This is a genomic window from Rhodococcus sp. PML026 (assembly GCF_000963615.1).
Classification (GTDB): domain Bacteria; phylum Actinomycetota; class Actinomycetes; order Mycobacteriales; family Mycobacteriaceae; genus Rhodococcoides; species Rhodococcoides fascians.
Window position 1 is genome coordinate 312,048 of record NZ_KQ031376.1, and the last position, 13,253, is coordinate 325,300.

Sequence of the window (13,253 nt, forward strand, 5' to 3'; positions counted from 1 at the left end):
AGCGCACCGCTGCGATCTACTGCACCGCTGCGATCTACTGCGGCGCCCGTCTACTGCAGCGCAATGTACTTGGTCTCGAGGTATTCCTCGATCCCTTCCGAGCCGCCCTCTCGTCCGAAGCCCGACTCCTTCACACCGCCGAAGGGGGCCGCGGCGTCGGAGATGGCACCCCGGTTGACCCCCACCATGCCGGTGTCGAGAGCAGCCGAGACCCGCAGAGCCCGATCGAGGCTCTCGGTGTAGAAATAGGCCACCAATCCGTATCGGGTGTCGTTGGCCGCGGCGACGGCCTCGTCCTCGGTCTCGAATCCGACGATGGCGGCAACCGGCCCGAAGATCTCGTCGCGCAACAGGTTTGCGTCGGCCGGGATGCGGTCGAGCACAGTGGGTGTGAAGAAGAACCCGGGACCGTCGGGTGCCGATCCGCCGGTGCGGATGCGGGCGCCCTTGGCAACGGCATCGTCGACGAGTGCCGACACCGTCCGTCGCTGCTTGTCGTTGATGAGTGGTCCGATGTCGGTGCCGTCGCGATCACCGGGGCCGACCGTCAGCGCCGCGATTCTCGCGGTCAGCTTCTCGGTGAACTCCTCGCGAACGGACTCGGCCACGTACAGACGGTTTGCTGCAGTGCATGCCTCGCCGCCGTTACGCATCTTGGCGAGCATCGCCCCGTCGACCGCGGCATCGATGTTCGAGTCCTCGAACACGATGAACGGCGCATTGCCGCCGAGCTCCATCGATGTCCGGAGCAGTCGGTCGGCTGCATTGCGCACCAACAGCTTTCCCACTCCGGTCGATCCGGTGAACGTGACCTTCCTCAGTCTGGGGTCGTCCATCAACGGCCCGGTGACCGATGCAGCATCCGAGGCCGGGAGCACCGACAACACACCGCTGGGCAATCCGGCGTCAGCGAACACCTGGCCGAGCAGGAGCATCGTCAGTGGGGTGTCCTCGGCCGGCTTGACGATGACGGTGCAACCCGCAGCGAGCGCGGGACCGATCTTGCGAGTTCCCATGGCCAGCGGGAAGTTCCACGGAGTGATCGCCAGCACCGGGCCGACCGGCATCTTGGTGACCAGAATTCGGCCGATACCGGCGGGCGCAGGGGTGTACCGGCCGCCGATCCGGACCGCTTCCTCGCTGAACCAGCGCAGGAATTCACCGCCGTAGTTCACTTCACCGCGACTCTCCGCCAACGCCTTTCCCATTTCCAGGGTCATCAGCAGAGCGAAATCTGCTGCACGTTCCTGCAGCAGATCGAAGGCGCGCCGCAGAATCTCGGCTCGCTCCCGTGCAGGCGTCGCCGCCCACTCCGGTTGCGCCGCGGCAGCGAGATCGAGGGCCGCGATGCCGTCGGCCGCGCCCGCGTCGGCGACGGTGGTCAGCTCCTCACCGGTGGCGGGATTCAGGACGGCGAATCGCGCGCCGGACTGCGCGGGGGTCTGCTTTCCACCGAGCCACAGGTCGGTGGGCAACGAGGACAACAACTGCTCGACGGCCATGTCAGAGTCCCTTCGAAGCGTCGCGCAGTGCGTTCTCGAGGACCGTGAGTGCGTCGTCGAGCAACTCGTCGGAGATCACCAACGGCGGAAGCAGGCGGATGACGTTGCCGTAGGTTCCGCACGTCAACACGATCACGCCTGCCGCGAGTGCCGCAGCGGCAACGGCTTTGGTGGCCTCGGGGTTCGGCTCACGTCCACCCGGTACGACGAGCTCGACGGCGAGCATGGCCCCACGGCCTCGAACCTCACCCATGATCCCCACCTCCGGCATCAACGCCGTGAGCCGATCGACGACGATGCGTTCGATGTCGCGAGCGCGGGCGTTGAGGTCGAGGGTCTCCATCTGTTCGATCGATGCCAGCGCAGCGGCGCATGCGACGGGATTGCCTCCGTAGGTGCCGCCGAGCCCACCGGGATGCACGGCGTCGATCAGATCGGCCCGGCCCGTCACCGCGGCCAGTGGCATACCGCCCGCGATGCCCTTGGCCATGGTGATCAGGTCCGGCACGATCCCCTCGTGCTCGCTGGCGAACCAGGCACCGGTGCGGGTGAATCCGGACTGCACCTCGTCGGCGATGAACACGACATCGTGCTTGCGCGCCCACTCGGTCAGCGCAGGCAGGAAGCCGTCCGCCGGCACGACGAAGCCGCCCTCACCCTGGATCGGCTCGATCAGGATGGCCGCGAGATTGTCTGCGCCGACCTGCTTTTCGATCATGGAGATCGCACGGGCGGCGGCCTGTGCACCGGTGACGGCCGATCCGTCGGCACCGAGTCCTTCACGGAACGGGTACGACATCGGAACTCGATAGACCTCGGGAGCGAACGGCCCGAATCCACTCTTGTACGGCATCGACTTCGAGGTCAGAGCCATCGTCAGGTTCGTGCGGCCGTGATACGCGTGGTCGAACACGACCACGGCCGAGCGGCCGGTGGCGTGCCGGGCGATCTTGACTGCGTTCTCGACGGCCTCGGCACCACTGTTGAACAGGACGGTGCGCTTGTCGTGATCTCCCGGCGTGAGTTCGGCCAACTTCTCGGCGACCGCGATGTATCCCTCGTAGGGCGCGACCATGAAGCAGGTGTGCGTGAAGTGAGCGACCTGATCCTGCACGGCGGCAACGACAGCCGGATTCGACGCACCCACGGTCGTCACGGCGATACCGGCACCGAGGTCGATCAACGAATTGCCGTCGACGTCGACCACGACGCCGCCGTCCGCGTCGGCCACGTACACCGGCAGCGTCGATGCAACGCCTGCACCGACGACGGCCTTGCGGCGCTCGGCCAGCGCCGACGATTTCGGGCCGGGGAACGCGGTGACGATCCTGCGCTCCTGCGGAAGTCGGTATTCGATCGAAGCCATGGTCGCACCTTTCGGGTTGGTCTCTGTGCAGCAAGTATGCGACCGCGAGGGTCGACCGGAGACTGCCGATACGTACATTCAGGTACAGAAGCGCACGCCATTTCGTCAGGCACGATTACAGTGCGACAGGTGAGTGTGCAGATTTCCTGGTTGTTGAGACAACGCGACCTCCGGCTGAGTCATCGCGGCGGGCCCGAACGCAGCGGTGCCGCCATCACCTTCGCGCAGGCGACCGAGCTCACCGATCCGAGTCCGTGGTTGTCCGGCGGCGAGCTGATCCTCACGACAGGTCTCGGCTTCGACTTCGGCGGCCCCGCACTCGCGCAGTACGTCCGCACCCTCCGAACGGCAGGGGTTGCCTGCCTCGGATTCGGAACCGGTCTCTCGCACAGCGTGATTCCACGAGAACTTCTCGACGCGGCAGACGAGGTCGGGCTACCCGTCGTCGAGGTTCCCTACGACACTCCTTTCGCCGCGGTCATTCGGGCGGTCACCACACGCATCGCCGAGCAGGAGTACGAGGAAGTCCTGCGGGCGGCGTCGGTACAGAGTCGCATCACCCGCGCCGCACTGCACGGCGGTGTCGACGCGATCGTGCGCGAATTGGCGGTCGCCACGTCCACCTCCGTCGCGCTCATCGGACATCGCACCGAGTCGTTCCATCCGGTCGACGCGGCGGATCTGATCGCGCAGGCCCGCGAGATCGCCGACAGTATCCGTCCGTCGTCGTCACCCGCGACGGTGTCGGTGAGCGAGCCGGGCCGCACCGTGAGCCTGCACTCGGTACCGATCACCGCCAGTGCGCCGAGCTTTCTCGCGATTCGCACGAAGGGGCCCGTGACGGGAGTCGAGCAGATATTGCTCGGGCATGCGGTGTCGCTGATAACCCTCGAACTGGAAAAGCCTGCGCGGCTGCGCGCCGAGCAGACGGCCCTCAACTCGCGTGCGCTCGGACTTCTCCTCGACGGGTATCTCCTGTCCCCCGGTGACACGCAGGTACCGAGCTATCTCGCCGATGCGGCCGACGACGACTCACGCATCACCGTGGTGGTTCTCCGCGGCGCGACGGGGCGGACGGGTTCCATCGCCGATGCCGTCGATGCTCAGTTCCGCGCCCATGCACGGCCGACGTTCGTCAGGTCCACCGACGACGGTGCCGAGATGCTGCTACCCGGAGACGACGCGAATTTCGTTGCGCAGCTGATGAATTCGCTTCCCCGTTCGGTGTGTGCGGGGGTCGGCACCGACATGCACATCACCGAGGCCCCCACCGCGCTCAGACAAGCGCGGCTCGCGTGCGCGGCGGCCGGTCCCGGTGATCGGGTCGTCCACTTCACCGGGTCGATGCTGCTGGCGTCGGAACCGGTTCGGGAGTCGTTGCGTGCCATGGCTGCCGTCACCATCGCCGTACTGGCCGAGTACGACCGCACTCACACCGCGGATCTGGTGGGTTCGCTTCGGGCGTTCCTGGAGGCCAACGGGCACTGGGAAACCGCCGCTGCCCACCTGTCGGTGCATCGTCACACCTTGCGTAACCGCATCACACGATGCGAGGAATTGCTGGGGGTGGATCTCACGTCGGCGCGGGTGCGAGCGGAATTGTTGCTCTCCCTACTCGCGGCATGAGAGCGCCCCTCTGTGTCAGGATTTCGCGATGACCACCCCTCGTCCTGAACCCCAGATCTCCGTCGCCACCGCGAAGTCGGTTCGGCTCGGAGTGCTGCTGGCGGCAGTCGGCGGATTTCTGGATGCGTACACCTACGTCACTCGCGGCGGTGTGTTCGCCGGTGCCCAGACCGGCAACGTGGTGCTGCTCGGCGTGGACGTGGCGGGCGGGCGTTGGGTGGAGGCGCTGGTGTTCCTGCCGCCGTTGACGGCGTTCGTTCTGGGTGTCATGACGGCCGAGTTCATCGCGTTGCCTGCGATCGAGAGGATCGTGCGCAGGCCGGTGCGGGCCGTGCTCTGCTACGAGATCCTGGTTCTGGTGATCGTCGGGTTTCTGCCGGCAACGGTTCCCGATGCGGTGGTGTCGGTCGTCCTCGCGCATGTCGCGGGCGTGCAGGTGACGACCTTTCGGGTGTTGGTGGATTCGCCGTTCAACACGACGATGACGACCGGCAACCTCCGCACCATGGCCATGGCGGCGTTTCATCGTGTGGTCGAGCACGATCGGGAGGCGGGGATCAGGGCTCGGCGGTTCGGCACGGTCATCGCCGGATTTCTCGGTGGCGCTGTACTCGGCGCGGTGTCGGTGGAGCTGTTCGCTCTGCGCGCGATCTGGGTGGTGGCCGTCATGCTGATCGTTGCGCTGGCACTGTTCGTGTTCGACGAGCGCCCACCTCGATCGGCTGCAGCGAAGCGTTAGTCGCCCAGTCGAAGCGGCGCGATGGTGTCGAAGACGTCCCCCGGGCCCGGGTTGTCCGGTGCCGAGATGCCACCCAGGTGATGTACGACGCCCCATACCGCGTTCAGTGCTGTGTGAATCGCGCCCTCCGCCCAACCGGCGGTCCACGAGATGTCGTCGCCGGCAAGGAAGATGCCGCGGTGTCGGGGTTCGAGTTCGTCCTGCACGAAGTGGGTGAACAGTCTTTCCTGATAGCGGTAGTGCCCCGGCAGGTTGGCCTTGAACGCACCCATGAAGTCGCGCTCGGTCTCCCAGGACAGCGTCACCGGAGTCGAGATGATGTGGCTGCGGAAGTCGACGCCCGGGTAGATCTCCTCGAGCGATCGCAACATGATGTTCATGCGTTCGGTGGGATCGAGAGCCAGCAGTTTGAGCGAGTCGTCGGACCAGGTGTAGGACAGGCAGATCAGCCCCGGCTTTCCTTCGCCCTGATCGAGAAGGTATGTGCCGCGGCTCATCCGGTCGGTCAGCGTCATGCTGACCAAATCACGCCCGGTCACCGGGTCCTTGTCTTTCCAGAACGGCCGATCGACGAGTGCGAACACCTTCGTCGACCCCATGTAGTGGGTACGTTCGATGGCGGTCCAGTGGTCGATCGGGAACAGATCGTCGTCGCACCTGATGTTGCTGAGCAACATCCAACTCTGCGCGGTCACGACCGCGGCCGCGTACGTCCGAATGTTTCCTCGGTCGTCGTGGATCGTCGTGCCGCCCCCGGTGCGCCTGATCTCGGTGACGCGAGGCATCGTCGTGCCGCCGTTCACCGAGGACACCGACGTACCCGCCGGCCAGTACGCCAGGTCCGCGGGTGTGTCGGTCCACAACCGCATCGGCAACTGCTGTGACCCGCCGACTATGCCGCGGTGGTGATCGTCGGCTGCGGTGATGACGACACGAAGGATCTCGAGAATGGAGTTGGGATAGTCGGTGTCCCAACCTCCTGTTCCGAAACCTACCTGGCCGAACAACTCTCGCATGCGAAACGACGAGAAATGCTCGGACGCAGCGAGGAATCCGTAGAAGGTCTGATCGTCGAATTTGACGATCAGTTCGTTCCAGATGCGCTTGATCTCGGCCGCGTCCCGCCGGCGGATGGCGCGCTGCAACGGAATCAGTTCGGCGTGCTCCTCGAGCGTTCTGTTCCATGCCTCGGCGACCTCGGCGAAGATCGGCGGGAGATCCTCGAGCTTGCGGGCGTAGTGGCTGGTGCCCTTGAGATCGATCACCGTACTGGGGGTCGCCTCGGCCAACGGGTTCGGAAACGGAGTCGTCTCGAGCCCGACGGAGTCGAGGTAGTGGAACAACGCGGTCGAGGACGGCGGAAACCGCATCGCGCCCATCTCGGCCACCACACCCGGATGCCCCTCGAACGGCACCGATCGCATGCGGCCGCCGATTCGATCCGATTCGTAGACAACCGGTTCCAGGCCGAGCCGAAGCAACTCGCGGGCCACGACCATTCCTGCGAGTCCGCCGCCGACCACCGCGACTCGGGTACCGAGTGCGGCGTCGGGAACGCTACCCAGGCCGGCCGGGTGGGCGAGGTAATCGTCGTAAGCGAACGGAAAGTCCGGCCCGAACATGGTGAGCGGTTGTTCGTCCTCGAACTCGATCGCGCTGTCCGGGGTGACGGGTGTGGTCATCTGTCGTTCTCCTGCTCGGCTCGTACCGGGCCTGCGGTCCCTGCGGGACGAGGTGCCGTCCGATACAGATCCGGACGTCGGTCGGAAAGGTGGGTGTTGATCGCTCGGGACCTGTCGAGGTCGGCGGGGTCCAAGTGCACCGTCAACAGTTGCTCGTGCACACCGGCTCTGGCGATGTCGGTGCCATCGGGAGCAACGGCGCACGTCAGGCCGCAATAGGTCAGAGTCGACTCGGTGCCGCACCGGTTGACGTAGGTGACGAACACCTGACTCTCGTAGGCCCGCGTGGGAACCACGTGGGTTGCGATGATCTCGAACGGCGACATCAGACCGGTAGGGACGATCAACCATTGCGTACCCGCGTCGGCGTGCGCGCGGACGGTCTCCGGAAATTCGACGTCGTAACAGGTAAGCAGACCGCAGCGCAGATCTCCGAAGTCGAACTGCACCACCAACTCCTGGCCGGGGGTGAAGTGGGCACGATCGAGCTCACCGAACAGGTGCGTCTTGCGGTAACGCGCCAGTGACGTACCGGTCGCGTCGACCACCTGAACGGCGTTGTACACCGACTCGCCGCTGCGTTCGGGATATCCGTACACGATCGCGACGCCGTGAGCACGGGCGATCTGTGCGACCCTCCCGAAGATCGGCCCGTCGAACGGTTCGGCACGATCGACGACGAGTTCACCGATGTCGTAACCGCTGACCGACATCTCCGGGGTGACCAGGATCGATGCACCTGCCGCCGCGGCTGCCGCAGCCGCAGCATCGAGTGCCGTCAGGTTGGCCTCGACATCGCCGGAGTCCTCCGGCCCCTGATAGAGCGAGACGGTGTTCGTCACCGATGCAACCCCGGCTTTCCGATCGGTAGTTCTTCGGGCAGTGCCGGTGCCAGTACCCACAACACTCGCGCCCCACCGCTGCTGTCGCTGCGGAAACTGTGCCGACGGCGCGGCGAGAACGTGAAGGCGTCCCCCGCCCCGAGAGAGATGTCGTCCCCGCCGAAGTCCGCGCCGGGATCGGCTTCGAAGATCACCCGTAGCTCGCCGTCGATCACGTACACGAAGCTCACGTCGAGCGGCAGCGTGTACGCCTCGGGCCCACTTCCGCCGCCGTGTTCGATATGCCCCAACAACACCTGCACGCGACGCTCCCCTACCGGCGTCAGCAGATACTCGGTCATCTGTTCTCCACCGAACATGATGCGCGGCAACGACTGTGCGCGTACCACTTCGCCGACGGGTGCGTCGTCGAACAGCGAGCCGACCGGTACGTCGAGCGCGGCGCAGACTCTAACCAGGGATGCGACCGATGCGTTCACCTGATCGCGCTCGAGCTTGGACAGATACCCCTTGGTGACCCCGCAGGTGTAGGCGAGCGCGTCGAGCGTGAGCCGCTTCTTCAGGCGCGCCTCCTTCAGGCGCGCACCGATCCGTGGCGCATCGACGTCGACCTGCGCGGCTGAAGACACCCTTTTCGCCTTTCAGGAAACTTGTGTTGACAAGACCGAGCATCAGAGTAACGCTTGCCGAGCGACATGGTCGACCTTTCGACGGCCGGGCGCTCGACTGCGGAGGGACATCTCGATGAATGCGAACAACCCGGAACACACCCCGGTCGGCCCGCTCGACGCCACCAAGGTCCCCCGTTACGCCGAACCGACGACATTCGCGCGACTCCCCCGGCTCGACGAGCTGTCGCGGGCAGACGTGACGATTCTCGGCGTACCGTTCGATTCGGGGGTGAGCTACCGGCCGGGTGCGCGCTTCGGACCCGGCCACATCCGTGCGGCGTCGAAACTGTTGCGGCCGTACAACCCTGCCCTGCAGGTCTCGCCGTTCGCACGCCAACAGGTAGCCGACTTCGGCGACATCGGGGTCAATCCGTTCGACATCACCGAAGCGCTGCAGACCGTGCACGATGCCGTGACGAACCTGCGTGCCGACGGCTCTTCGGTGCTGACTCTCGGCGGCGACCACACCATCGCGCTCCCGATCCTGCGTTCGCTCGCGCGTGATCACGGGCCGATTGCGGTGTTGCACTTCGACGCCCACCTCGATACCTGGGATACGTATTTCGGTGCGCCGTACACACACGGGACGCCGTTCCGACGAGCCAGCGAGGAAGGGCTCATCGACCTCGAACGCTCCCAGCACATCGGTATCCGCGGCCCTCTCTACAGTGAGCAGGACCTCGAGGACGACCGGGTTCTCGGCTTCCAGGTGATTCGCTCCGACGACTACGAGGTCGACGGCGTGGCCAGCATCGTCGAGCGGATGCGTCGTCGCCTCGACGGTGGCCCGGTCTACGTCTCGGTCGACATCGACGTTCTCGATCCCGCGCATGCTCCGGGCACCGGCACACCCGAGGCCGGCGGGATGACCTCGCGCGAGTTGCTCAACACGCTGCGCGGTCTCGTGGGGCTCAACGTGGTCGGTGCCGACATCGTGGAAGTCGCACCCGCATACGACCACGCCGAGATCACCGGCATCGCGGCGGCCCATGTCGCGTACGAGTTGCTGTCGGTGCTGGCGCTGAACCGGTAGCGGGCACTCACCGGCGCGGCAACACCAGAATGGGTACGGGCGAGTGGCGGATGATCTTCGTTGCCCGTGAACCGAGGAACACCCGAGCGATCGGACCCAACGGCCCGGACGATCCGATGGTCAGCACTTCGCCGTCCTGCCAGTGCAGTTCGTCGAGTGCTTCTCGCCAGCTGCCCGCGGTCGCCAACTCGGTGTCGACGCGGTCGGCCGGTAACCCCACCGCGACAGCGTCGTCCACCGCAGCGGTCAGCGCCTCGCTCAGTCCTCGGGCGAGCTCCGCTGCTACGTCGTCCTCGGCTCGCAGCCCGATCTCGGGCGGATACATCGTTGCCCCGCGAACGACGAACGAGGCCAAGCGAAGTGGCACACCGGTGTCGCGGGCCAACTCCGCTGTGGGCCCGACGACGCGGGTGGCCTCGCTGTCGCCCGAGAACGCGCAGGTGATCCGCGTCAGGACGGCCCGATCTCGAATGCGGTAGCCGCGCGGGGCCAACGCGACGGTGACCGGCGAGGAATGGAGCAACTTGTCCGCGGTGGAACCGACGACAACTTGCCCGAGAGCACCGTCACCCGAGGAACCCAGAACCAGGATCGACGCCCCGGTGGTCTCCGCGGCCTCGGTCAATGCAGTGGACACCGAGCGGTGCGACATCCGGTGGAACGACGCCGCGACATCGGGTGCGCGTTCCTCCAAGTAGTGACGGGCTTTCGCCTCCGACTCGGTGGCCGTCGACGCGGCCCAGTCGGCGAACTCGGCGTCGACCCGGGCCATCGACGGCGTCGACCACGGCTTGGGAACCACGGTTGCCACGTCGATGTTCGTGGTCAGGGATCGGGCCAGTTGCGCACCGAGATCGAGGGCACCGACACTTCCCTTGCCGGGCGCGAAGGCGATCAGCACGCTCATTCCGCGTCCTTTCCGACCGATCGAAGCGCCGAATGATGCCGACCCCACAGGAAGTAGAACGCGAGAACCACGGCGAGCCAGAGCCCGAACCAGAACCACGTGGTCCAGCGCAAGCCGGACAGGATGTAGATGCACGCGGCGATGGACAGGATCGGTGTCACCGGGTAGCCCGGTACCTTGAACGGACGCTCGAGGTCGGGCATCGTCCGGCGCAGGACGATCACGCCGATGGCCACGACGATGAACGCGACGAGCGTTCCGATCGACACCAGATCGGCCAACTTGTCCAGCGGAACGAACGCGGCGAGTACAGAGATGATGACCGCGACGACGATGGTGTTGTTGACGGGGGTGTGAGTCCGGGGACTGACCTTCGCGAACGCCTTGGGCAGCATCCCGTCTCGGCCCATGGCGAACAGAATGCGCGTCTGCCCGTACATCGTCACCAGAGTCACCGAGAAGATCGAGATCACCGCGCCCGCCGCCAGAATCGTGGCCGGCCATGCCCGTCCGGTCACATTTCGGAGAATCTCGGCCAACCCGGCTTCTTCCTGCCCGGCGAATGCTGTCCACGGCTGAGTTCCCAACGCCGCGACCGCAACAACGAGGTAGAAGACGATCACCACGACGAGTGCGGCAATGATGGCTCGCGGCATGGTTTTCTGTGGATTCTTCACCTCGTCCCCGGCTGTCGAGACGGCGTCGAGACCGATGAACGAGAAGAAAATGGTGCCGGCCGCCGCGGTGACACCTGCCGCTCCGAGCGGCATGAAGTCCGAGAAGTTGCCGGAATCGAAGGCGGTGAATCCGACGACGGCGAACAGCGCGAGCACGCCCAGCTTGATGACGACCATGACTGCGTTCACCGCTGCGGACTCGCTCGCACCGCGAATGAGCAACACGGCGCACAGAACGATCAGCACGACGGCGGGCAGATTCAGGATTCCCGGATCGGCGTCACCCGGTGCCGCGGACAACGCGTGCGGGATGGTGAAGCCGAAGAGATTGCCGAGAAGTTCGTTGAGGTATCCGCTCCAGCCGACCGCCACCGCGGCACTCGACACCCCGTACTCCAGCAGCAGGCAGGCCGCAACACCCATCGCGACCACCTCCCCCATCGTCACGTATGCGTAGGAGTACGTCGATCCCGACACCGGCACCGCCGAGGCCATTTCGGCGTAACAGATAGCGGCGAGCCCGGCGGCAATTCCTGCGGCCAGGAACGACAAGACCACGGCTGGACCGGCTTCGGGAACAGCGAGCGAGAGCACGAAGAAGATGCCGGTACCGATGGTCGCTCCCACTCCGAACATCGTCAGTTGGAACGTCCCGATGGTGCGTTCCAGACCACCGGGCTGCTGGTCCGGTTCTGCGATCGGTTTCTTGCGGAACAACTGCGAGCGCAGACCCGATGCGGGTCCGTTCGACGATGTCATGGTCGAGACTCCCAACGTGAAGACGAACGGTGCGGACCGAACCGTGCCGCGGGCGGTACAGCAGCCGACGCGAGGCGATTTCGGTGATTCTGCTCCCCGAGCCACCCGGTCGCACACCGAACACGCCGCGCGGTCCACGAGCTCGTCGTCGAGCCGGTGTCGGTGTGAGCGCCGCCTACCATTGACCTCGACTCGGATGGGAGACCCTCGAACACATGGCCACACAGCCGGACGCGACACCGCTCGACGCGGTGGCCGCGCAAGCGGCCTCGGACGCAGGCGGCCTGGACGTCGCGTTCCTGGGGAACTTTCTCGACGTCGTGACCGATGCGGTGGACGCAGGTGTTCCGCTCACCCGCAAGCAACTTCGGGAGTGCCGCGTACACGGCGACGAAGCAGCCCGAGCGGGTGTGGCTCTGCGCGCGTTGCTCGACCTCTACCTGTCGGCGGCGTGGCGATTGTGGCGCGAGTTGCCCGCCGTGCAGGCCGCCGCAGCAGACCCGGCCGGGGTCGTCACCGCGGGCGAGGTCATGCTTCGAGCCGTCGACGACGCCGCGGCCGAACTCGCCGAAGGCTTTCAGCTCGCCCGGCGGACCCTGGTTCGCGTGGAGGTATTGGCACGCCGCGAGTTCGTGGACGATCTGCTCTCCGGAACGGCCGATGTCGCCGGTGTCCTGGGACGTGCGCAGACGTTCGGGCTGGATCTGTCGAGTCCGCACGCAGTCGCCGTGGTCACGTCCACAACTCCGTTCACCGACGCGACGTCGGCCATCGGGCTGGTCGAACGCAGCGTGCAGGGCAGCAAAGGGGACGCCGATCTCCTCGTCGCCACCAAGCAGGGTCGGCTGATCGTGGTGTTTCCGGCACCCGATCGCGAGGCCGTCGACCACGTGCTCACCCGTGTGGGACGAGTCCTCGGTGCGTCTGCAGCCGGCCCGAGCGATACGGTCGACCTGCGCCGTCGCGGCGAATACGGACGGATACAGCTCGGAGTCGGTCGCCCACGCAGCGGCGCAGTCGGCGTGGCGGCGTCGTACCGAGACGCCCTGGACGCGCTCGACCTCGCGTCGTCGCTGGGGCTCGACACACCCGTCGTCGACGCCCGTGATCTGCTCGTCTATCGCGTTCTGATCAGTGATCGCGCTGCGATCGCCGATCTGGTCGAGACGTTGCTGACCCCGTTGACGAGCGCTCGGGGCGGAGCAGGCCCACTGCTGGAAACATTGCAGGTGTACTTCGAGACCGGCGCGAACTCGGCGTCCACCGCACGCCGGATGCATCTGTCAGTGCGCGCGGTCACGTACAGATTGTCGCGAATAAGAGATTTGACCGGGCAAGATGTGGGCAATCCCGTCGAGGCATTTGCGCTGCACACGGCAGTACTCGGCGCGATGTTGCTCGACTGGCCGCGATCCGGCCTGCACTCCTGAATCGCACCTGAGGCCGAGA

The 13,253-nt window shown here is 65.9% G+C and carries 11 protein-coding genes; 4 read left to right on the forward strand and 7 right to left on the reverse strand.

Annotated elements, in window-relative coordinates; translation table 11 throughout:
- Window positions 1-50 precede the first annotated feature (50 nt).
- Together VF34_RS20980 and gabT are read right to left on the reverse strand one after the other, a co-directional pair.
- Window positions 51-1,502, reverse strand: a complete 1,452-nt coding sequence (locus VF34_RS20980; protein ID WP_032375631.1) for an NAD-dependent succinate-semialdehyde dehydrogenase — start codon at window positions 1,500-1,502, stop codon at window positions 51-53.
- 1 nt (window position 1,503) lies between these two features.
- Window positions 1,504-2,868 carry a 4-aminobutyrate--2-oxoglutarate transaminase gene (gabT, locus tag VF34_RS20985; protein WP_032375630.1) on the reverse strand — a complete coding sequence of 455 codons (1,365 nt, stop codon included), beginning with the start codon at window positions 2,866-2,868 and terminating at the stop codon, window positions 1,504-1,506.
- A 129-nt stretch (window positions 2,869-2,997) separates the two neighbouring features.
- On the opposite strand from gabT, the gene VF34_RS20990 reads away from it, so the two are divergent.
- Complete coding sequence (locus VF34_RS20990) at window positions 2,998-4,494, forward strand: PucR family transcriptional regulator (RefSeq protein WP_032375652.1); 1,497 nt, start codon at window positions 2,998-3,000, stop codon at window positions 4,492-4,494.
- A gap of 28 nt (window positions 4,495-4,522) precedes the next feature.
- A complete protein-coding gene (locus VF34_RS20995) occupies window positions 4,523-5,233 on the forward strand; it encodes a YoaK family protein (protein WP_032375629.1) in 711 nt (236 codons plus the stop codon).
- Here VF34_RS20995 and VF34_RS21000 read toward each other — a convergent pair.
- Genes VF34_RS21000 through VF34_RS21010 form a run of 3 tightly spaced genes read right to left on the reverse strand, consistent with a single transcriptional unit; the run spans window position 5,230 to window position 8,386 of the window.
- Window positions 5,230-6,915: a flavin monoamine oxidase family protein gene (locus tag VF34_RS21000; RefSeq protein ID WP_032375628.1), complete on the reverse strand. Its 1,686-nt coding sequence runs from the start codon at window positions 6,913-6,915 to the stop codon at window positions 5,230-5,232. The genes VF34_RS20995 and VF34_RS21000 overlap by 4 nt on opposite strands.
- Window positions 6,912-7,757, reverse strand: a complete 846-nt coding sequence (locus tag VF34_RS21005) for a carbon-nitrogen hydrolase family protein (protein WP_032375627.1) — start codon at window positions 7,755-7,757, stop codon at window positions 6,912-6,914. Before VF34_RS21005 ends, VF34_RS21000 begins: the two co-directional genes overlap by 4 nt.
- Window positions 7,754-8,386, reverse strand: coding sequence for a helix-turn-helix domain-containing protein (locus tag VF34_RS21010; protein WP_032375626.1), 633 nt, complete (start codon window positions 8,384-8,386; stop codon window positions 7,754-7,756). The genes VF34_RS21005 and VF34_RS21010 overlap by 4 nt, the downstream gene beginning before the upstream one ends.
- A 115-nt stretch (window positions 8,387-8,501) precedes the next feature.
- Here VF34_RS21010 and speB point away from each other — a divergent pair, with 115 nt between their 5' ends.
- The gene (gene speB, locus VF34_RS21015) at window positions 8,502-9,461 is read left to right on the forward strand and encodes an agmatinase (RefSeq protein WP_032375625.1); all 960 of its coding nucleotides are present in this window, start codon (window positions 8,502-8,504) and stop codon (window positions 9,459-9,461) included.
- 7 nt (window positions 9,462-9,468) lie between these two features.
- Here the strand turns inward: speB and VF34_RS21020 are convergent, their stop codons facing one another.
- Together VF34_RS21020 and VF34_RS21025 are read right to left on the reverse strand one after the other, a co-directional pair.
- A complete protein-coding gene (locus tag VF34_RS21020) occupies window positions 9,469-10,368 on the reverse strand; it encodes a universal stress protein (RefSeq protein WP_027496226.1) in 900 nt (299 codons plus the stop codon).
- Complete coding sequence (locus VF34_RS21025; protein WP_032375651.1) at window positions 10,365-11,804, reverse strand: amino acid permease; 1,440 nt, start codon at window positions 11,802-11,804, stop codon at window positions 10,365-10,367. The genes VF34_RS21020 and VF34_RS21025 overlap by 4 nt, the downstream gene beginning before the upstream one ends.
- Before the next feature lie 215 nt (window positions 11,805-12,019).
- Here VF34_RS21025 and VF34_RS21030 point away from each other — a divergent pair, with 215 nt between their 5' ends.
- Window positions 12,020-13,234: a PucR family transcriptional regulator gene (locus VF34_RS21030; RefSeq protein ID WP_032366258.1), complete on the forward strand. Its 1,215-nt coding sequence runs from the start codon at window positions 12,020-12,022 to the stop codon at window positions 13,232-13,234.
- Window positions 13,235-13,253: the final 19 nt, after the last annotated feature.

Coding starts and splice junctions, on each gene's coding strand:
- VF34_RS20980 (WP_032375631.1), bottom strand. CDS start 1,502: ATGGCCGTCGAGCAGTTGTTGTCCTCGTTGCCCACCGACCTGTGGCTC.
- gabT (WP_032375630.1), bottom strand. CDS start 2,868: ATGGCTTCGATCGAATACCGACTTCCGCAGGAGCGCAGGATCGTCACC.
- VF34_RS20995 (WP_032375629.1), top strand. CDS start 4,523: ATGACCACCCCTCGTCCTGAACCCCAGATCTCCGTCGCCACCGCGAAG.
- VF34_RS21000 (WP_032375628.1), bottom strand. CDS start 6,915: ATGACCACACCCGTCACCCCGGACAGCGCGATCGAGTTCGAGGACGAA.
- speB (WP_032375625.1), top strand. CDS start 8,502: ATGAATGCGAACAACCCGGAACACACCCCGGTCGGCCCGCTCGACGCC.
- VF34_RS21020 (WP_027496226.1), bottom strand. CDS start 10,368: ATGAGCGTGCTGATCGCCTTCGCGCCCGGCAAGGGAAGTGTCGGTGCC.
- VF34_RS21025 (WP_032375651.1), bottom strand. CDS start 11,804: ATGACATCGTCGAACGGACCCGCATCGGGTCTGCGCTCGCAGTTGTTC.
- VF34_RS21030 (WP_032366258.1), top strand. CDS start 12,020: ATGGCCACACAGCCGGACGCGACACCGCTCGACGCGGTGGCCGCGCAA.